Raw genomic sequence first — 19,277 nt, 5'->3', positions numbered from 1 at the left:
TACGGCTGGTGCTGTCCGGACCGGGTCCGGACAGCACCAGTCAGCGGCGTGCGTCCCACAGGTAGGGCAGTACGCGGTGGAACGCCCGGGCGGCGTTTCGGGCCGCCAGGTCGTGGTCGCGGTGACCCTTCGCTGCGTCGGCATGGTCGGAAATGCCGCGGAGCACGAGCCAGCCGGTGAGCCCGGTACCGTCGGCGAACTCCTCCCGGAAGCCCTGCACGAGGCCACCGGATTCGGTCTCCACAGCGAGGCACTTCTCCTGGAAGTCATGCAAGAACGTACGGATCCGGGAATTTTCGTCGGTGATCACCGCGCTGCCGGAACCCAGCGGCCCGCGTCGTACGCGGAAGTCGCCGCCGTGGTCCGGTGAGGGAATCCGCAATGGCTCACCCTCGGTGCTGAACAGGTCGTTGACCGCGATGGTCAGCGCCGCCGTCAGCGCCGTCGACTCGCCCCGCCGGCGGGGACCGTCCGCGGTGTCCCGATGGTTGTCGTAGAAAATGATCTGATCGGCGAGTACCACGTCGCCGACGTCGAGTTGGGCGCCGATGCCACCGGCGATGCCGACGAGGGCGATGATCGGCGGTGCGTACCAGTGCCGTAGCCGGGTGTAGGCGGCGGTGGCGGACAGTTGCCCTCGGTCCAGGGTCTGCATCAGCACCGCCGTGCGCGGCCCGTGCGGAGTCTCGAAGATGGCCTCATGCACCCGGGTTCCATCGGGGAGTACCCTCCGGCGGTACTCCCAGGCCTGCTGAAAGATATCGACGACCGCGCGCGTCTCCTGTGGCAGTACGGTCAGCACACCCAGATCGGCCCGCTGCTGCGCGGGGTCGGCCTCGGTTGACCGTTGTGCGGCGACGGGTTTGGTCTGCGCTGCGGTGCCGGAGACCGGGTTGAACGAGTCGGAGATGTCGCCGGTGTGCACATCCCCGCCGGCGTGGATACCGCTGTTGTGGCTGCTGGATGGCTGGTTCATCGCGCACTCACTTCCGGCCCGGGTTGAACGAGCTGGAGACGTCGCCGGTCTGCACGTCGCCACCGGCGTAGATGCCGCTGTTGATCAGGACGTTCGCGCGTTGGCGGAACTCAGTGACGTCCACCCCCTGATCGACGAGGAAGTCGAGGGTGGCGGCGACCAGGCGGCGGGTGACGATCTCCTGGTACTTCGCGACGTCCTGGTTCTGGAAGTCGTTCCGGACCTCGTCGAAGGTGGCCAGCTCGCGAATTCCGACCCGGGCGCCCCGGTCGATGCCGTACGGCAGGGCCGACCGACTCGTCGCGACGCGCCGGATCAGCGACCGTACGACGGTCCGGGCCAGGTTGGCCGGAGCCATAGCCACCACCTGCGGTGATTCGGCCAGACCGGACAGGGCGGCCCTGGCGTAGGGCAGTAGTCCGATGCTGCTGACGTCGTCGACGATCCGGTACTCGTCGCGGCACGGGGCCAGCGCGCAGGTGGCGATCTCGAGGTAGAGCGTGCGGCCCTGCAGCGCGAAGTGCGCGTACACGGTGGTGACCAGCTCGCCCCGCCAGGAGGTGACCTGGCAGGCAAGGTAGTGCCGGCGGGCGTCGCGCGGCTGCCGGATTATGTCCACCATCGCCGGTCCCCAGGTCATTTGGGCTAGTTCGGTGGTCTCGGTGCCCGCCGTAAAGACTTTGTCCACCACTGTCAGACCCGGCAACAGGTGCTCCGGCGAGTCCGTCTGACTGAGCGTCGCGAGCCGGTCCCGGACGTATCCGACGAGCTGCTCCGCAGCGAAAGGAAGTTCGTCGATTTCCCGCTGCGACTCGGAGGACTGGTCATCGAAGCCCTGTTGCGGGCGGATCATCCGGACGGCCAGGTCCGAGATTCCCAGGACCTTTCCCGATCCGACGAAGGGAGAGTAGCCGGAGTAGACAATGGTGTTCCCGCCCTGCTGCCGCAGGATCTCCTGGATCCGGCCGTCCGACGGCGGGGCCGGCGGACGGCTAGCGGGCCCATGCTGCGCGGCCTCGTGCCACCGGACGATGTTGGCGACAACGGTGGGCCCGAACGCACCGCACAGAGCCGTCACGGCTCCGATATGGACGACTACCAGTACGCTCGTGACGGGGTCTTCGCCTTGGAACGCCTGACTGGTCACCAGGAGACTGGCGGAGCCGAAAAGCAGCGCCAGGAACAGCCAGAACGCGCCGATGCTGACCAGACTCGTGACGGCGGAGCCAACGATCCGGCTCAGCCGTCGCGACTCGTTGACGGCTGTCCGGTGCAGAGAGTCGCGGACCAACCGGACTATCGAGACAACCGACTGCACGGCGCCGAGCAGCATGCCGGTCGCTAGGATGCCGAACCCTCCGATGCAGAAACTGAGGAACAGCGTTCCGACGATGACGGAGTCCCGGATCGTGAGGATGCGCCCGGCCTGGCGGCAGTGCCCGAGCACGGTGCCGAGGTCGAACCCGTAGGACGGTGCCACCGCCCGGGTCGGCTGGTCGTACACCTCCCGTAGCGCGGCTCGGCAGAACCGCTCGTCAAGGTACGCACCGACGACGAGGTGTCGGGTAGCCGCAGCGGGCGCCACTGCCACCGCCGGTTGCGGCGGCGTTGCCGGTTGCGGCGTAGGCGGCCGCTGCGGTGGCACGGGGGAGAACTGATCGGTCATGGGGGTGACCTCCAGGGAGGGTGCTGACATCGGTTGGCGGGTTGGACGAACGATCGGGCGGTGCTCGGGCCGCCACGGTTAGGCGATAGATCTCGTCAAGATGACGAGATTAGTTACCAAGCGTAAGTGGGCAATCGGTTATCGTCAAGGTGACGATTGGATACACTCAGGCCGTGAACGGTCGAGGAGTAGTGACCCTAGTGTCACTGACGGTTGACCTGGTCGTGTTGACCGTGCGAGACGAGCGGTTGCACGTGCTGCTGATCGAACGAGGCATGCCACCCTTCCTGGGCAGGACCGCCCTACCTGGAGGGTTCGTTGGCGCCACTGAGGACGCCGGCGCCGCCGCCCTGCGGGAGCTCGCCGAGGAGACCGGGATCGATGGCCGCGCCCTCCACCTCGAACAGCTGTACAGCTACACCGAGCCCGGGCGTGATCCGCGTGGCCGGGTGGTCAGCATCGCGTACCTCGCGCTCGCTCCGGACCTGCCGCTGCCGGCGGCCGGCACCGACGCGCGACACGCCAGGTGGACGCCGGTCGACGAGCTCGGCCCGGACGACCTCGCCTTCGACCACGCCGCGATCCTGGCCGACGGAGTCGAGCGGGCCCGCGCCAAACTGGAGTACACGACGCTGGCGACGGCGTTCTGCCCGCCAACCTTCACCATCACCGAGCTGCGGCGGGTGTACGAGGTGGTGTGGGGGATGAGCATCGATCCCCGCAACTTCCACCGGAAGGTGGTCAACGCCGACGACTTTCTGGTCCCTACCGGCCACCGCCGGGTGACCGACGTGGGCCGACCCGCCGCGCTCTACCGTGCCGGTGGGGCGACCGAGCTCTACCCGCCGATGCTGCGAAGCGGAAGCGGGGAGACAGCGGCAGGACAGCGCTGACATCGAGTCCGGCCCGCCGGACCGGAAGGGTCGCGTCCTGCTGGGTGGTGCCCCCGGTGGGATTCGAACCCACACTGTCGGAGGTTTGAGCTCCGTCTCTCTACCGGTTGGAGTACGGGGACCTTTGTCGGGTCTGGGGCCCGGCTATGCCAAGCCTACCTACTACGCTGAAGGCGGCGACACCCAACCCGGTGGGTGTCGGGTGGCAAGCGTTGGGGGTAGGGGTACGTGGCCGACACGCAGGCGGGTGCCGAGCGCAGGCGGGTGCTGATCGCGGAGGACGAGGCGCTGATCCGCCTCGATCTGGCGGAGATGCTCCTGGAGGAGGGCTACGACGTGGTTGGCGAGGCCGGGGACGGCGAGACGGCCGTCCGGCTCGCCGAGGAGCTCAAGCCCGACCTGGTCATCCTTGACATCAAGATGCCGATCATGGACGGGTTGGCGGCGGCCGAGCGGATCGCCGGTGGCCGGATCGCCCCGGTGGTCATCCTCACCGCCTTCAGCCAGCGGGACCTGGTGGAGCGGGCCCGGGCGGCGGGTGCGATGGCGTACCTGGTGAAGCCGTTCCAGAAGAGTGACCTGGTGCCGGCGATCGAGATCGCGCTGTCCCGCTACTCCGAGGTGGCCGCGCTGGAGTCCGAGGTCGCCGGGCTGACCGACCGGCTGGAGACCCGCAAGGTCGTCGAGCGGGCCAAGGGCATGTTGATGACCTCCTACGGCATGACCGAGCCGCAGGCGTTCAAGTGGATCCAGCGGATGGCGATGGACCACCGGATGACCATGCGGGACGTCGCCGACCGGATCCTGGCCGAGACGCCCGGTGAGGCCGCCAGCCAGCAGCAGCAGCAGTAGTGAGACGAGCCCGGGATCGACGTCGGGGGATGACAGCCGACGCGTGTTACAGCCATACGGGCAGTCAGGCCACGCTACGTAACGTTTTTGTCAACGGCCCTTCCTGGACCTTACGGCGTGCCAGGCAGGTGGGATAGCGTCCCGCCCCAAGGCCGGGATAGCGGCCGGGTGCGTGCTTCCCGCAAGAGCCAATCGGCAGTGGGTGGTTCGGGCCAATTGGATCTAGGAGGGTTTCGAGCCTTGAAGCGTAATCTTGTCCGCGTGCTCGGCGGCGTCGCCATGATGGCGCTCGTCGCGGGCGGCGCCGCCTGCGGCAGCGGCGATGGCGACACCACGGAAGCTGGCGGCGATGCGTGTGGTTACAAGATCGCCTTTTTCGGGGCGCTGACCGGCCCCTCGGCGGCGCTCGGCATCAACGAGAACAACGGCGCGGCGCTCGCGGTCGAGCAGTACAACGAGGCGAACCCGGACTGCAAGGTCGAGCTGGTTGGGCTGGACTCGCAGGGCAGCCCGGACCAGGCGCCGGGCCTGGCCCAGCGGGCCATCGACGACGACAAGATGCTCGGCATCGTCGGTCCGGCGTACTCCGGTGAGTCGGAAGCGGCCGGTCCGCTGTTCGCCGAAGCCGGGCTGGTCACCATCACCCCGTCGGCGACCCGGCCCAGCCTGGCCGACCAGGGCTGGCCGACCTTCTTCCGGGGCGTCGGCAACGACCTGAGCCAGGGTCCGGCCGCCGGTGTCTACATCCGTGACGTGCTGAACGCGGAGAAGGTCTTCGTCATCGACGACCAGTCGGCGTACGGCGCCGGGCTGGCCGACGAGGTCAAGAACGTCCTCGGTGACCTGGTTGTCGACTCCGACAAGGTCCAGGGCGAGGGCAAGCAGGTCGACTTCTCCGCGACCGTCACCAAGGTGCGTTCCTCGGAGGCGGACGCAATCTTCTTCGGTGGCTACTACCAGGAGGCCGGCCTGATCCGTAAGCAGCTCACCGACGCGGGCGTCACCGCGACGATGGTTGCCGGTGACGGCGTCAACGACCCGGCGTTCATCGAGTCGGCCGGAGCGGCTGCGGCCGAGGGCACCATTCTCACCTGCCCCTGCCAGCCGGCAACCGAGGCGCGGGGTAGCTTCGCCGCCGACTACGAGGCGCTGCACGGCAGCCAGCCGGGCACCTACAGCGACACCGCCTACGACGCGGCGAACATCATGCTCGAGGGCATCAAGGAGGGCAACACCACCCGCGAGGCACTGCTCGAGTGGGTGCGTGGCTACGAGGGCGAAGGCGTCGCGGCCAGCTACAAGTTCGACGAGAAGGGCGAGATGGACGTCAACCAGGTTGTCGTCTGGGCGTTCAAGGTCGTCGACGGCGAGGTCGTGGCGGACCAGGAGATCCCCAAGCCCTGATCCGCCCGATCGGCGAGATCAGCTGTCTAGCGGGTGCGGCCGGGAGCACGCTCCCGGCCGCACCCGACTCTTTTCCCAGCCCTCGATGGAGCACCCTCCTTGGACGTCAACGGACTGCTCTCGAACTTCGGAGAGCTCACCACGACCGGCTTGACACAGGGCGCCATCTATGCCCTGGTCGCGCTGGGCTACACGCTGGTCTACGGCGTGCTCAGACTCATCAACTTCGCCCACTCCGAGGTCTTCATCGCCGGCGCGTTCGCCGCGCTGTGGACCTGGGGCGCGCTCGGCCTGACCCAGGACTCGGTGGTCAGCGGAGTGGGCCAGATCGTCTTCTACTTCCTGATCGCGATGGTCGCCGCGGCGCTGGCGTCGGCAGCGACCGCGACCCTGGTCGAACGGGTCGCGTACCGGCCGTTGCGCAAGCGCAACGCGCCGCCGCTGGCCTTCCTGATCACCGCGATCGGCGCATCCATCGTGATGGCCGAGGCGTTCGGGATCTACACCCGGCGGTTGCCGCAGGGCCTGCCGACCATCGTCAGCAACGAGACGTGGTTCACCGTCGCCGGCGTGCCGGTCAGCATCGTGCAGGTGCTGACCGTCGTCGCGGCGCTGGGCATGATGATCGGCCTTGACTTCTTCATCAACCGCAGCCGAATGGGCCGGGGCGTGCGGGCGGTCGCCCAGGACCCGAACACAGCCGCGCTGATGGGGGTCAACAAGGACCGGATCATCATGATCATCTTCGTGATGGGCGGCCTGATGGCCGGTGTCGCCGGCCTGCTCTACAACGTCCGCATCGGGGTGCTCACCTACAGTGTCGGTTTCCTGCTCGGGCTCAAGGCGTTCACCGCCGCCGTGCTCGGCGGGATCGGCAACCTGCGCGGTGCGCTGCTTGGCGGCTTCCTGCTCGGCGTGGTCGAGAACTACGCCTCCGGCCTGTTCGGTACGCAGTGGAAGGACTTCGTGGCCTTCGCCGTGCTGGTCGTCCTGCTGATGTTCCGGCCGACCGGCCTGCTCGGCGAATCCCTGGGGAGGGCGCGGGTATGACCAGTCTGCGGACCAAGCTGCACGACGCACGCGGCCAGCTCGCCGACCGCTGGCACCAGATGCCCAAGTGGACCCGCTGGGTGCTGATCGCCGCCGTGGTGGTGTTCTTCTACGCCCTGCCCAACGAAGGCTTCTATCAGCACCTCGGGCCGATCCCGACCACCGAGTCCAACTTCGGTCAGGTGCTGTTCACCGTCTCCATCTACGTGCTGCTGGCGGTCGGGCTGAACATCGTGATCGGTTTCGCCGGCCTGCTCGACCTCGGGTACTTCGGCTTCTTTGCCGTCGGGGCGTACACGGTCGCGGTGCTCACCTCACCCAGCAGCGACCTCCAGACGCTCTGGCAGTGGGAGATGGCGCTGCCACTGGCGATCGGCATCACGATGATCTCCGGTCTGATGCTCGGCACCCCGACCCTGCGGCTGCGCGGCGACTACCTGGCGATCGTCACCCTCGGCTTCGCCGAGATGATCCGGATCGCCGCGGTCAGCTCCGAGTTCCTCAAGGGCCAGCGCGGGCTCAACCAGATCCCGCACCCGCCCGGCGAGTACGCCGACGGCAAACCGGTCTTCGGCGTACTCGATGCCCGCCCGTACTACTGGCTGGTGCTCACCCTGATCATCGTGGTGGTGATCCTGGTCAGCAACCTCAACCGCAGCCGGGTCGGCCGGGCCTGGGTCTCGATCCGGGAGGACGAGGACGCCGCCCAGCTGATGGGGGTGCCCACCTTCAAGTTCAAGCTGTGGGCGTTCGCCATGGGCGCGGCGATCGGTGGCCTGGCCGGCGCGTTGTTCGCCGGCAAGCAGAACTTCGTCAGCTCGCAGAACTTCGAGCTGCTCAACTCGATCATCATCCTGGCGGCGGTGATCCTCGGTGGCTCCGGCAACATCGTCGGCGCGATCGTCGGCGGCGGCCTGGTGGCGTACCTGATCGAACGCTTCCGGGGCATCGAGATGTTCGGCATCGAACTCTACGAGTACCGGTTCCTGGTCTTCGGCCTGACTCTCGTGGTCATGATGATCTTCCGGCCGCAGGGCCTGATCGCCAACCGGCGACGATCCGCCGAGTTCAAGGACCGCCGTAAGGAGGTGGCCGTCGGTGGCTGACACCGAAGCGACCGGGACCGGCCCGACCGCCGCGACCCGCGAACCCCTGCTCGAGGTCGACCACGTCACGCTGCGCTTCGGCGGCGTGGTCGCCCTGGACGACGTGAACTTCACCCTCTACAAGGGCGAGATCCTCGGTCTGATCGGACCGAACGGGGCCGGCAAGACGACCTGCTTCAACGCGATGACCGGCATCTACCGGCCGACCGAGGGCGAGATCCGGTTCCGCGGTCAGCGGATCACCGGCAAGAAGCGCCACCAGATCACCAAGATGGGCATGGCCCGGACGTTCCAGAACATCCGGCTCTTCCCCGAGATGACCGCCCTGGAGAACGTTCAGGTCGGCGCGGACGCCCACCACAAGACCAGCGTCGTCTCGGCGATGCTACGGCTGCCGAGGCACTGGCGCGAGGAACGTGACGGCCGGGAGAAGGCCCGCGAGCTGCTGGACTTCGTCGGCATCGGCCACCGGATCAACGAGATGGCCCGCAACCTGTCGTACGGCGAACAGCGGCGGCTGGAGATCGCCCGGGCGCTGGCCACCAGCCCGGCGCTGCTCTGCCTCGACGAGCCGGCGGCCGGGTTCAACCCGGCGGAGAAGGAGGAGCTGCTCCAGCTGATTCGGCAGATCCGCGACCGGGGCGTCACCGTGCTGCTGATCGAGCACGACATGCGTCTGGTCATGGGGGTCACCGACCGGATCGTGGTGCTGGAGTTCGGAAAGAAGATCGCCGAAGGCCTGCCCGCCGAGGTGCGGGACGACCACCGGGTGATCGCCGCCTATCTGGGAGTGCCCGACGATGTTGCTTGAGATCGACGACGTCAGCCTGCTGTACGGGCGGATCCAGGCGCTGCACGGCATCAGCCTGACGGTGAACGAGGGCGAGATCGTCGCCCTGATCGGTGCCAACGGCGCCGGCAAGTCCACCACCATGCGGGCGATCTCCGGCATCCGGCCGATCGCCGCCGGGCGGATCACCTTCGACGGCGAGGACATCTCCAAGCTCCGGGCCGACCTGCGGGTCCGGCGCGGACTGTGCCAGGCACCGGAGGGCCGGGGCATCTTCCCCGGCATGACGGTGCTGGAGAACCTCGACATGGGGGCGTACACCCGGCGCGACCGCGCCGGTATCGCCGCCGATCTGGACCGGGTGCTGGGCCTGTTCCCCCGGCTGGCCGAGCGCCGCAGGCAGCACGGCGGCACGCTGTCCGGCGGCGAGCAGCAGATGCTCGCCGTGGGCCGCGCGCTGATGAGCCGCCCGAAGCTGCTGCTGCTCGACGAGCCGTCGATGGGGCTCGCCCCGATGCTGATCCAGCAGATCTTCGACATCATCGTGGAGATCAACCAGCAGGGCACCACGGTCCTGCTGGTCGAGCAGAACGCCCAACAGGCGTTGTCCCGGGCGCACCGCGCGTACGTGCTGGAGACCGGTCGGATCGTCAAGTCCGGCACCGGCGCCGACCTGCTGCACGACCCGGCCGTCAAGGAGGCGTACCTCGGTGTCGCCTGACCCGGCACCGGTACGACCCGACCACCCCCTCGGAGGAAACGTGACCACCTCACATCACCGGATCCGGCGGGCCGCCGCCGGCTTCGCCGGGGCGCTCGCTCTCCTGCTGGCCGTCGCCGGCTGCGGTGAGCAGGACAGCGTCGAACAGCCCGGCGGCGACGCGCCGAGCGCGTCGGCCGACGACGAACTGGCCGCGCTCGTCCCCGACGAGATCAAGGCCGACGGCAAGATCCTGGTCGGCGTCGACGCGACCTACGCTCCGGCGGAGTTCCTCGACACCGACGGAAGCACCGTCATCGGGTTCGACGTCGACCTGTTCAACACCGTCGCGGGCAAGCTCGGCCTGACCACTGAGTACGTGCCCAGTCAGTTCGACGACATCATCCCCGGGGTGATGTCCGGCAAGTACGAGATCGGGGTCTCCTCGTTCACCATCAACGACGAGCGCAAGGCCCAGGTCGACATGGTGTCGTACTTCTCGGCCGGCACCCAGTGGGCGTCGCGGGCCGGGGAACCGGTCGACCCGGACGACGCCTGCGGCAAGCGGGTGGCGGTCCAGGCCGGCACCGTGCAGGTGGAGGACATCGAGGCCCGCTCGGCGGCGTGCGTTGACGCCGGTGACCCGGAGATCGTCATCGAACAGTTCCAGGGGCAGGACCAGGCGACCACCTCGGTGGTCTCCGGAAAGAACGACGCCATGCTGGCCGACTCGCCGGTCTGCGCGTACGCGGTTCAGCAAACCAACGGCGAGCTGGAACTGTCCGGCGACATCTACGACTCGGCGCCGTACGGCTACGTGGTGGCCCAGGACCAGACCGGGTTCGCCGAGGCGTTGGCCGAGGCGCTTGACGCGATCATCGCCGACGGCGGCTACGAGCAGGCGCTGAGCAACTGGGGCGTCGAGGCGGGCGGGATCACCGACCCGGCCGTCAACCCCTGAGCCCCGGCTGCCGATGTCCGCGGCCAACCCTTCCTCCCCGGACGGCGTGACGCCGTCCGGGGAGGCACCCCCACCCGGGCCGCCCTCGCCCGAGTCCGGGCCGCCTCCGCGTGGGTCCGGGTCGCCGGAGCCGGCCCGTGACCGACCCGAGCCGATCCGGGCGGTGCCGGTGCGCCGGCCGGGCCGCTGGTTGGCGGTCGGCGTGCTCGCCGTACTCGCCGCGATGTTCGTCCACCTGCTGGTCACCAACGACCGGTTCCAGTGGACGTTCATGGTCGACAACATGTTCCGGCCGCCGATCGTCGAAGGCGTGCGGACCACCATCACGATGACCCTGCTCGCGATGGTGATCGGCGTCGCGCTCGGGGTGCTGGTCGCGGTGCTGCGGCTGTCCGGCAACCCGGTCCTGGCCGGCGTCGCCTGGCTCTACACCTGGTTCTTCCGGGCGGTACCCCGGGTGGTGCTGCTGGTGCTCTTCGGCAACCTCGGCATCCTCTGGGAACGGCTGGAGTTCGGGCTGCCGTTCGACCGGCAACTCGGCGCGCTGTTCGGCGTCACCGACTTCGAGGCCCGGATCTGGGGCTTCGACGCCCGGACCGCGATCAGTGGTTTCGTCGCCGGCCTGCTCGGGCTGGCGCTGTCCGAGGCCGCCTACATGGCGGAGATCGTCCGCGCCGGCATTGGCTCGGTCGACCCCGGCCAGGCCGAGGCGTGCGCCGCGCTCGGCATGAGCCAGGGTCTGACCCTGCGTCGGGTGGTGCTGCCCCAGGCGATGCGGGTGATCGTGCCGCCGACCGGAAACGAGACCATCGCGATGCTCAAGGACACCTCGCTGCTGGCCTTCGTACCGGTCACCAACGAGCTGTTCTTCCAACTGTCGGCGGTCGGCTCGCGGACCTTCCAGGTCTTTCCGATGCTGGTCGCCGCCTGCCTGTGGTATCTGGCGCTGACCAGCGTGCTGATGGTCGGCCAGTCCTTCGTCGAACGGCGGTTCTCCCGCGGCTTCGGCACCGTTGCTGCGAAGGGGACCTGATGACCGCGCCGCCCGTCGGGTCGGACACCCTGATGGTGCACGCCGAGAACGTGCACAAGTCGTTCGGCTCGGTCGACGTGCTCACCGGGGTGGACCTGGCGGTCCGGCCCGGTGAGGTGTGCTGCGTGATCGGGCCGTCCGGCTCCGGCAAGTCGACCTTCCTACGCTGCATCAACCACCTGGAGAAGATCGACGCCGGGCGGATCCGGGTGGACGGGGAACTGGTCGGCTACCGGCAGCGGCGCGGCAGACTGCACGAGCTGCCCGCCCGGGAGGTGGCCGCGCAGCGCCAGCAAATCGGCATGGTGTTCCAGCGGTTCAACCTGTTTCCGCACATGACCGCGCTGGACAACGTGATGGAGGCGCCGCTGCGGGTCCGCCGCCAGCCCCGGCCGGCGGTCCGTGAGCTGGCGGCGGCGCTGCTGGACCGGGTTGGTCTGGCGGACCGGGCGGACGCCTACCCGGGGCAGCTGTCCGGCGGGCAGCAGCAGCGGGTGGCGATCGCCCGCGCGCTGGCCATGCGGCCCAAGCTGATGCTGTTCGACGAGCCGACCAGCGCGCTGGACCCGGAACTCGTCGGCGAGGTGCTGGACGTGATGCGGGACCTGGCCCGGGACGGGATGACGATGATCGTGGTGACCCACGAAATCGGTTTCGCCCGGGAGGTCGGTGACTCGCTGGCCTTCATGGACGGCGGGGTGGTGGTCGAGTCGGGCGTACCCCGGCAGGTCCTGGCCGACCCGCGGCACGACCGGACCCGAGCCTTCCTCAGCAAGGTGCTGTGACCCCGCCGAGCCGCCCGGTGCGGGGTCACCGCGCCTGGCGCGAGCCGCCCGGCACGGTGTCGTACCCCACGACTAGAGTCGCTTGACGTGACCGACGATGCGCCCCGCCTGCTGCTGCTCGACGGCCATTCGCTGGCCTACCGGGCGTTCTTCGCGCTGCCCGTGGAGAATTTCTCCACCAGCACCGGCCAGCCGACCAACGCGGTCTACGGCTTCACCTCGATGCTGATCAACGTGCTGCGTGACGAGCGGCCGACCCACATCGTGGTCGCCTTCGACGTGTCCCGCCGGTCGTTTCGCACCGAGCGGTACGCCGAGTACAAGGCCGGCCGATCGGAGAGCCCGACCGACTTCGCCGGCCAGGTCAGCCTGGTCCAGGAGGTCCTCGACGCGCTGCGGATCCCGTTCGTCAGCAAGGAGAACTACGAGGCCGACGACATCATCGCCACGCTGGCCTGCGAGGGCCGCGACGCCGGGATGGACGTGCTGATCTGCACCGGCGACCGGGACGCCTTCCAGCTGATCGACGACCGGATCACCGTGCTGTACCCGCGTAAGGGCGTCTCCGACCTGGCCCGGATGGATCCGGCGGCGGTCACCGCCCGGTACGGGGTCGGCCCGCAGCACTACCGCGACCTGGCCGCCCTGGTCGGCGAGTCCAGCGACAACCTGCCCGGGGTGCCCGGGGTCGGTCCGAAGACCGCCGCCAAGTGGATCAGCCAGTACGGTGGGTTGGACGGCGTCGTCGCCCAGGTCGACAAGATCAAGGGCAAGGCGGGGCAGAGCCTGCGTGAGCGCCTTGCCGACGTGCTGCGCAACTACGAGCTCAACCGGTTGATCGCCGACCTGGAGCTACCGGTGGCAACCGCCGACGCCAAGTGGACCGGGTGGGACCGGGAAGCCGTCCACCAGGTCTTCGACAGCCTGCAGTTCCGGATCCTGCGGGACCGGCTCTACCAGTACCTCGACGCCGTCGAGCCGGAGGCCGAAGCCGGCTTCGACCTGGCCGGCGAGGTGCTCGGCGCTGGGGCGGTCGCCCCCTGGCTGGCCGAGCACGCCCCGGCCGGCGCCAGCGTCGGCGTCGCGGTCGCCGGCAGCTTCGGCCGGGGCACCGGCACCCTGACCGCGATCGCGGTGGCCACCGCAGTCGGGGCCGCCGCCTGGTTCGACCCGGCCGCGTTGGACGCCGCCGACGAGGCGGCGGTCGCCGGCTGGCTCGCCGACGACCGGCGGCGCAAGGTGCTGCACGACAGCAAACCGGCCCGGCTGGCGTTCGCCGCGCACGGCTGGTCGCTGGACGGCATCGACCGGGACACCGCGCTTGCCGCCTACCTGGCCCGGCCGGACCAGCGCTCCTACGACCTAATCGACCTGGCGCTGCGCTACCTGCACCGGGAGCTGCGGGTCGACGCCCCGGACGACGGCCAGCTCACCCTCGACGGGCTCGGCCCGCAGAGCGAGGTCGAGCAGAACCTGATGCTGCGCGCCCGGGCCACCCTCGACCTGGCGGCGGCGATCGACGCCGAGCTGGCCCGCGACGGGGACGCCTCCACCCGGCTGCTCGCCGACGTCGAGCTGCCGCTGGTCGAGGTCCTCGCCGGCATGGAGCAGGCCGGCATCGCCGCCGACACCGAGTACCTGACCGAGCTGGAAGCGCAGTTCGCCGCCGAGGTCAAGGCCGCCGCCCAGGCCGCGTACGGGGTGATCGGGCGCGAGTTCAACCTCGGCTCGCCCAAGCAGCTGCAGGAGATCCTCTTCACCGACCTGGGGCTGCCCAAGACGAAGAAGATCAAGACCGGTTACACCACCGACGCCGACGCGCTGCAGTGGCTGTTCGCCCAGACCGAGCATCCCCTGCTGGCCCACCTGCTGCGCCACCGCGACGTGGCCCGGCTCAAGTCGACCGTCGACGGGCTGCTCAAGTCGATCTCCGACGACGGCCGGATCCACACCACCTTCAACCAGACGGTGGCCGCCACCGGTCGGCTCTCCTCCACCGACCCCAACCTGCAGAACATCCCGATCCGCACCGAGGAGGGCCGCCGGATCCGGCGGGCGTTCGTGGTCGGGGCCGGCTACGAATCGTTGCTGACCGCCGACTACAGCCAGATCGAGATGCGGATCATGGCGCACCTGTCCGGCGACGAGGCACTGATCGACGCATTCAACTCTGGCGAGGACTTCCACGCCGTCACCGCCGCGTCGGTGTTCCAGGCGCCGTTGGAGTCGGTCGACGCCGAGCAGCGTCGGCGGATCAAGGCGATGAACTACGGGCTGGCGTACGGGCTGAGCGCCTTCGGCCTGTCCCAGCAGCTCGGCATCGCCACCGACGAGGCGAAGGCGCTGATGGAGGAGTACTTCCGCCGGTTCGGTGGGGTCCGTGACTACCTGCAGGCGTTGGTCGGCCAAGCCCGTCAGGACGGCTACACCTCCACCATCCTCGGCCGCCGTCGTTACCTTCCTGACCTGGTCAGCGACAACCGGCAGCGTCGGGAGATGGCCGAGCGGATGGCGCTCAACGCCCCGATCCAGGGCTCCGCCGCCGACCTGATCAAGGTAGCGATGCTGCACGTCGACACCGCACTGCGCACCTCGTCGTTGCGGTCGCGGATGTTGCTGCAGGTGCACGACGAACTGGTTTTCGAGGTGGCGCCGGGGGAGCGGGCCGAGCTGGAGAGCCTGGTCCGCCGCGAAATGGGCGGCGCCCACCCGCTGTCGGTGCCGCTGGAGGTCTCCGTCGGGGTCGGCACCGACTGGCACACCGCAGGGCACTGACCGCCCGGTGACCCGACTCCGAACGGGCCGGCCCGCACCGACCGCGGCCAGCCTCCGGTCACGCCTTCAGCGGGTCGTGGCCCCAGTTCATCAGCGAGTGCCGCCACCGGGTGTCGCTGACGTCGCCGGACGGGCGCTGGGCCAGGTGCCGGTGCACGTACCCGACCACCTTGCGCATGTGGGCGTAGTCGTCGTCGGACAGCGCCTCCCGCTTGGTCCGCAGCAGGTCGACGATTCGGCGGCCGGAGGCGTGCCCGACCGACTCGCCGCCGTCGTGGTGCTGCCCGGCGGCGGTCGACTCCGGGGTCCGCAGCCACTTCTCCAACTCACCCGGGCTCATGTTGACCGCTTCGACGAACTCCCGGTACGCGGCGGCGCCGTCGGAGGTGTCGGTCCGGGTCGGCCGGTGCCCGGCGGTGCGGGTGCGGTCACTCGGCACGGCGCAACGCCTCCGGCTTGTGTACCGCGTCGCGGCCGGACTTGTCGCTACGGACCCGGTACTGCGGATGTTCCGGATCGGCGACCACGGTACGTCCGGCGGACTTCCGCCGGGTGGTGATCTCCTCTTCGACGGTGCCCGGCACGGTCACCCCGTGGCTGCGCCAGTTGACCCGGTCACCGGGTCGGGGGTGCTCGACCGGTCGGCCGGGCCGTTGGTCGGGTCGGTCGCCCTCGCGGGGGCGTTTGTTCCTCGCCATGGCGGCCGGGTACCCGCTGGCCGGGCCGGCAATCCCGTCAGGGCAGGGTCTACGGGGTGATCTCGGAGATCGGCAGCTTCACCGGGAACGGGGCGTCGAGTTCGAGCAGGTCGGCGGACTCGGCGACGAGGGCGTACTCCCGCTCGCCGCTGGCGCCCGGCCGGTCGCCGAGCTGGTAGGCGTAGATCCGCACCGGGTCCTGCTCGACCCGCCAGTAGTGGCCGATGCCGACGGCGGCGTACCCGGCGGGCTTGTCGAACCGGTCCCGGCGGCGGGTCGCCGGGGAAACCACCTCGACGACCAGCAGCACCTCGTCGGGGGTCAGGTAGTGCCGGTCGCGGCTGCCCTCGGCGCGGTGCAGCAGCACGTCGGGCTCGTAGGTGTTGCGTGGCCCGACGGCGACCCCGACCGCCTGGGTGGCCCGGTAGCCGTCCGGCGCGTGCCGACGCAGCCAGGCGCAGAGCAGGAACGAGATGTCCTGGTGGTCGAGAGTGGGGGAGGGAACCACGGTGAGGACTCCGTCGAGGAGTTCGACGCGGGGGGCGTCGGCGGGCAGGGCGAGGACGTCTTCGATGCTGTAGTCAGCCAGCTGCTGCCGGACCGGGTCCGGCTGCCACGGTGCGGTCCACGCCCCGCCGGCCGCTGCGGCAGGACGGATCGGCTCGGCGCTCACCCGGTCAGCGTACCGCCGTCGGGGTGTCGGCGAGGGCCGGCGGCGCGCGGCGGGTCGGCGCGGTGCACGGTGGCCGTCTCAGCCAGCCGTGGGCGGCCGGTCGGCGACGAAGATCGCGGTGCCGGGGAAGAGCCGGCCGCGCAGCGGACTCCACTGCCCCCAGATCTGTTCGTGCCCGTCCGGCCACGGTGGCTCGACGACGTCCAGCAGCCGGAACCCGGCGGCGACGAGCTCCCGGACCCGGTCGCCGAGCGTACGGTGCTGCTCGACGTAGCTGGGCGTGCCGTCGTCGTCGGTCTCCACGTACGGTCGCCGGTCGAAGTAGGAGTGCACCGCGACCAGGCCGCGCTCGCCCGGGTCGTCGAGGAAGATCCAGCGCATCGGGTGGGTGACGGCGAAGACCCAGCGCCCGCCGGGGCGCAGCACCCGGTGCACCTCGCGCATCACGGCGGCCGAGTCGGCGACGAACGGCACCGCGCCGAACGCGGTCCAGACGGTGTCGAACGCGGCGTCGACGAACGGCAGCGTCAGTGCGTCGGCCTGGACCAGCGGCACCCGTACGCCGGTGCGGTCGGCCCCGGCGACGGCCTGGCGCAGCATGCCCGCCGACAGGTCCAGGGCGACGGTACGGGCACCCTGCCGGGCGAGCCACCGGCTGCCGGCGGCGGCCCCGCAGCCCAGTTCGAGCACCCGCCGCCCGGCGACGGCGCCGAGCAGCCCGGCATCGGCCTCCCGCAGCCCTTCCGGGCACCAGCGCAGCTCGGCGTCGCCGAGGAACCCGCCGTGCTCGGCCTGGTAGGCGTCGGCGTCGGAGTCCCACCAGCGTCGGTTGGCCTGCCGGGCCTGCTGATCGGTGACCTCGTTCCTGGTCACTCTGAGTTGGTCGGAATCCGGGAGGAGGTCGGAGTCCGGCCCGCCGTCGGGTCCGCCGCCGGGCGTGGGCGTCGCGGTGGTCACGGCGCAGACAGTACGGGCAGCGCCGCGTGGGAGCGTTACCGGCCCGGCGTGCTAGGCTTGGCGGCCCGCGAAACAGCTGTGATCTCCGTCACGGCGTGCCTCTGAAAGCGCGGGAATCCCCGCCTGTGGGTCCGATTTTTCCCAACCACCGACATGCGCGCCCCGATAGCTCCCGGGACGGCTTGCACGCTGTGGTAATGCAACCGGTAGGCTAGTCGATGCGCTCGCGGATCGTGTGCCTCGGCAGGGAGCAGGTCCGCGGTCGGCGGTTACATCCGATGATGGCAGCGGCGGTCGATGATCCCCTCGGTCACGGTCGGTGACGAAGACGTCATCGTCGCGGTGTGCCCGCCGGCGGATCCGTGAGCCACGCCAGGTCACCGCAACGACAAGCCAGCAGTGACACCCATCCGATCCGGAGCAACCGCCCACATGACGAGCAGCATCGAGGCCACCTCGAGCGCCCCCAAGGTCACCGTCGACGACCTCGGCACCGAGGAAGCCTTCCTCGCGGCGATCGACGAGACCATCAAGTACTTCAACGACGGCGACATCGTGGAAGGTACCGTCGTCAAGGTCGACCGGGACGAGGTCCTGCTCGACATCGGCTACAAGACCGAGGGCGTCATCCCCTCGCGCGAGTTGTCGATCAAGCACGACGTGGACCCAGCCGACGTTGTCTCGGTGGGCGACCACATCGAAGCCCTTGTCCTGCAGAAGGAGGACAAGGAAGGCCGGCTGATCCTGTCGAAGAAGCGCGCCCAGTACGAGCGCGCGTGGGGCACGATCGAGAAGATCAAGGACGAGGACGGGGTCGTCCGCGGCTCGGTCATCGAGGTGGTCAAGGGCGGTCTGATCCTGGACATCGGGCTGCGTGGCTTCCTGCCCGCATCGCTGGTGGAGATGCGCCGGGTCCGTGACCTGCAGCCGTACGTCGGCCGCGAGCTCGAAGCCAAGATCATCGAGCTGGACAAGAACCGTAACAACGTGGTCCTGTCCCGCCGGGCCTGGCTGGAGCAGACGCAGTCCGAGGTGCGCACCGAGTTCCTCAACAAGCTGCAGAAGGGCCAGGTCCGCAAGGGCGTCGTCTCCTCGATCGTCAACTTCGGTGCCTTCGTCGACCTCGGCGGGGTGGACGGTCTGGTGCACGTCTCCGAGCTGTCCTGGAAGCACATCGACCACCCGTCCGAGGTGGTCGAGGTCGGCCAGGAGGTTGAGGTCGAGGTGCTCGACGTCGACCTGGACCGCGAGCGGGTCTCGCTGTCGCTCAAGGCCACCCAGGAAGACCCGTGGCGTCAGTTCGCCCGGACCCACGCGATCCAGCAGATCGTGCCCGGCAAGGTGACCAAGCTGGTGCCGTTCGGTGCGTTCGTCCGCGTCGACGACGGCATCGAGGGTCTGGTGCACATCTCCGAGCTCGCCGAGCGGCACGTCGAGATCCCCGAGCAGGTCGTCCAGGTCGGCTCGGACGTCATGGTCAAGGTCATCGACATCGACCTGGAGCGTCGCCGGATCTCGCTGTCGCTCAAGCAGGCCAACGAGGGCTTCGTCGAGGGCGAGGAGCACTTCGACCCGACGCTGTACGGCATGGCCGCCACGTACGACAACGAGGGCAACTACATCTACCCCGAAGGCTTCGACCCGGAGACCGGGGAGTGGCTGGAAGGCTTCGACAAGCAGCGGGAGACTTGGGAGCAGCAGTACGCCGAGGCCCGCAACCGCTGGGAAGCGCACACCCGGCAGGTGCAGACCGCCCGGGCCGCCGACGCGGACGCCGCAGCCAACCCGGCTCCGCCGGTCGCCGCCCCCGCGGGCGGTGGCGGTGGCGGCGGTGGTGGGGCCACCTCCAGCTCGACCCCGTCGCGGGCCAGCGAGGAGCCGGCCGGCACCCTCGCCACCGACGAGGCGCTCGCCGCGCTGCGGGAGAAGCTGGCCGGCGGCAAGAGCTGAGGCCTCAT

Annotated in this window: 18 protein-coding genes and 1 tRNA gene; 12 read left to right on the top strand and 7 right to left on the bottom strand. The window is 69.6% G+C overall.

Features of this window, described 5'->3' with window-relative positions:
* Positions 1-40 precede the first annotated feature (40 nt).
* Together ACFHWU_RS00265 and ACFHWU_RS00260 are read right to left on the bottom strand one after the other, a co-directional pair.
* Positions 41-976, bottom strand: a complete 936-nt coding sequence (locus ACFHWU_RS00265) for a hypothetical protein (RefSeq protein WP_416589531.1) — start codon at positions 974-976, stop codon at positions 41-43.
* Between the two features lie 7 nt (positions 977-983).
* A complete protein-coding gene (locus ACFHWU_RS00260; protein ID WP_416589530.1) occupies positions 984-2,642 on the bottom strand; it encodes a hypothetical protein in 1,659 nt (552 codons plus the stop codon).
* A gap of 200 nt (positions 2,643-2,842) precedes the next feature.
* On the opposite strand from ACFHWU_RS00260, the gene ACFHWU_RS00255 reads away from it, so the two are divergent.
* On the top strand, positions 2,843-3,535 hold the full coding sequence (locus ACFHWU_RS00255; protein ID WP_416589529.1) for an NUDIX hydrolase: 693 nt from the start codon (positions 2,843-2,845) through the stop codon (positions 3,533-3,535).
* 45 nt (positions 3,536-3,580) lie between these two features.
* Here the strand turns inward: ACFHWU_RS00255 and ACFHWU_RS00250 are convergent.
* A tRNA-Leu gene (locus ACFHWU_RS00250) sits at positions 3,581-3,657 on the bottom strand.
* Between the two features lie 106 nt (positions 3,658-3,763).
* Between ACFHWU_RS00250 and ACFHWU_RS00245 the strand changes: the two genes are divergently transcribed.
* From ACFHWU_RS00245 to polA, 10 genes are all read left to right on the top strand, one after another.
* On the top strand, positions 3,764-4,387 hold the full coding sequence (locus ACFHWU_RS00245; RefSeq protein WP_416589528.1) for an ANTAR domain-containing response regulator: 624 nt from the start codon (positions 3,764-3,766) through the stop codon (positions 4,385-4,387).
* A 279-nt stretch (positions 4,388-4,666) separates the two neighbouring features.
* Positions 4,667-5,791, top strand: coding sequence for a branched-chain amino acid ABC transporter substrate-binding protein (locus ACFHWU_RS00240; protein WP_416589699.1), 1,125 nt, complete (start codon positions 4,667-4,669; stop codon positions 5,789-5,791).
* A gap of 99 nt (positions 5,792-5,890) precedes the next feature.
* Positions 5,891-6,841, top strand: a complete 951-nt coding sequence (locus ACFHWU_RS00235) for a branched-chain amino acid ABC transporter permease (RefSeq protein ID WP_416555543.1) — start codon at positions 5,891-5,893, stop codon at positions 6,839-6,841.
* The gene (locus ACFHWU_RS00230) at positions 6,838-7,947 is read left to right on the top strand and encodes a branched-chain amino acid ABC transporter permease (RefSeq protein WP_416555541.1); all 1,110 of its coding nucleotides are present in this window, start codon (positions 6,838-6,840) and stop codon (positions 7,945-7,947) included. Before ACFHWU_RS00235 ends, ACFHWU_RS00230 begins: the two co-directional genes overlap by 4 nt.
* Complete coding sequence (locus tag ACFHWU_RS00225) at positions 7,940-8,758, top strand: ABC transporter ATP-binding protein (protein ID WP_416555539.1); 819 nt, start codon at positions 7,940-7,942, stop codon at positions 8,756-8,758. The genes ACFHWU_RS00230 and ACFHWU_RS00225 overlap by 8 nt, the downstream gene beginning before the upstream one ends.
* Positions 8,748-9,458, top strand: coding sequence for an ABC transporter ATP-binding protein (locus tag ACFHWU_RS00220; protein WP_281550460.1), 711 nt, complete (start codon positions 8,748-8,750; stop codon positions 9,456-9,458). The genes ACFHWU_RS00225 and ACFHWU_RS00220 overlap by 11 nt, the downstream gene beginning before the upstream one ends.
* A gap of 40 nt (positions 9,459-9,498) precedes the next feature.
* Positions 9,499-10,398, top strand: a complete 900-nt coding sequence (locus ACFHWU_RS00215; protein WP_416555536.1) for an ABC transporter substrate-binding protein — start codon at positions 9,499-9,501, stop codon at positions 10,396-10,398.
* Positions 10,399-10,561: 163 nt separating this feature from the next.
* A complete protein-coding gene (locus tag ACFHWU_RS00210) occupies positions 10,562-11,431 on the top strand; it encodes an amino acid ABC transporter permease (protein ID WP_416555535.1) in 870 nt (289 codons plus the stop codon).
* Complete coding sequence (locus ACFHWU_RS00205) at positions 11,431-12,216, top strand: amino acid ABC transporter ATP-binding protein (protein WP_416555533.1); 786 nt, start codon at positions 11,431-11,433, stop codon at positions 12,214-12,216. The genes ACFHWU_RS00210 and ACFHWU_RS00205 overlap by 1 nt, the downstream gene beginning before the upstream one ends.
* 87 nt (positions 12,217-12,303) lie before the next feature.
* The gene (gene polA / locus ACFHWU_RS00200; protein ID WP_416555531.1) at positions 12,304-14,991 is read left to right on the top strand and encodes a DNA polymerase I; all 2,688 of its coding nucleotides are present in this window, start codon (positions 12,304-12,306) and stop codon (positions 14,989-14,991) included.
* Positions 14,992-15,049: 58 nt separating this feature from the next.
* On the opposite strand, the gene ACFHWU_RS00195 is transcribed toward polA, so the two are convergent.
* The 4 genes from ACFHWU_RS00195 to ACFHWU_RS00180 form a co-directional block, all read right to left on the bottom strand.
* Positions 15,050-15,430 carry a DUF3140 domain-containing protein gene (locus tag ACFHWU_RS00195; RefSeq protein ID WP_416555529.1) on the bottom strand — a complete coding sequence of 127 codons (381 nt, stop codon included), beginning with the start codon at positions 15,428-15,430 and terminating at the stop codon, positions 15,050-15,052.
* Positions 15,420-15,689 (bottom strand): DUF2945 domain-containing protein, encoded by a 270-nt coding sequence (locus tag ACFHWU_RS00190; protein ID WP_416589527.1) that lies wholly within the window; start codon positions 15,687-15,689, stop codon positions 15,420-15,422. Before ACFHWU_RS00190 ends, ACFHWU_RS00195 begins: the two co-directional genes overlap by 11 nt.
* Before the next feature lie 49 nt (positions 15,690-15,738).
* Entirely contained in the window at positions 15,739-16,362 is a 624-nt protein-coding gene (locus tag ACFHWU_RS00185; RefSeq protein WP_416589526.1) for a Uma2 family endonuclease, read from the bottom strand.
* Between the two features lie 78 nt (positions 16,363-16,440).
* Positions 16,441-17,235, bottom strand: a complete 795-nt coding sequence (locus tag ACFHWU_RS00180; RefSeq protein ID WP_416555641.1) for a class I SAM-dependent methyltransferase — start codon at positions 17,233-17,235, stop codon at positions 16,441-16,443.
* A 516-nt stretch (positions 17,236-17,751) separates the two neighbouring features.
* On the opposite strand from ACFHWU_RS00180, the gene rpsA reads away from it, so the two are divergent.
* A complete protein-coding gene (gene rpsA / locus ACFHWU_RS00175; protein WP_278170007.1) occupies positions 17,752-19,269 on the top strand; it encodes a 30S ribosomal protein S1 in 1,518 nt (505 codons plus the stop codon).
* Positions 19,270-19,277: the final 8 nt, after the last annotated feature.

Source organism: Micromonospora sp. LOL_015, from assembly GCF_048060275.1.
Taxonomy (GTDB): domain Bacteria; phylum Actinomycetota; class Actinomycetes; order Mycobacteriales; family Micromonosporaceae; genus Micromonospora_E.
The sequence above is the reverse complement of the archived record's forward strand: the minus strand, read 5'-3'. Positions and strand labels throughout refer to the sequence as shown.

Bases quoted from the DNA above. Each gene is read 5' to 3' on its own strand.
- ACFHWU_RS00265 (WP_416589531.1), bottom strand. From the start codon at position 976: ATGAACCAGCCATCCAGCAGCCACAACAGCGGTATCCACGCCGGCGGG.
- ACFHWU_RS00260 (WP_416589530.1), bottom strand. From the start codon at position 2,642: ATGACCGATCAGTTCTCCCCCGTGCCACCGCAGCGGCCGCCTACGCCG.
- ACFHWU_RS00240 (WP_416589699.1), top strand. From the start codon at position 4,667: ATGATGGCGCTCGTCGCGGGCGGCGCCGCCTGCGGCAGCGGCGATGGC.
- ACFHWU_RS00230 (WP_416555541.1), top strand. From the start codon at position 6,838: ATGACCAGTCTGCGGACCAAGCTGCACGACGCACGCGGCCAGCTCGCC.
- ACFHWU_RS00220 (WP_281550460.1), top strand. From the start codon at position 8,748: ATGTTGCTTGAGATCGACGACGTCAGCCTGCTGTACGGGCGGATCCAG.
- ACFHWU_RS00205 (WP_416555533.1), top strand. From the start codon at position 11,431: ATGACCGCGCCGCCCGTCGGGTCGGACACCCTGATGGTGCACGCCGAG.
- ACFHWU_RS00190 (WP_416589527.1), bottom strand. From the start codon at position 15,689: ATGGCGAGGAACAAACGCCCCCGCGAGGGCGACCGACCCGACCAACGG.
- rpsA (WP_278170007.1), top strand. From the start codon at position 17,752: ATGACGAGCAGCATCGAGGCCACCTCGAGCGCCCCCAAGGTCACCGTC.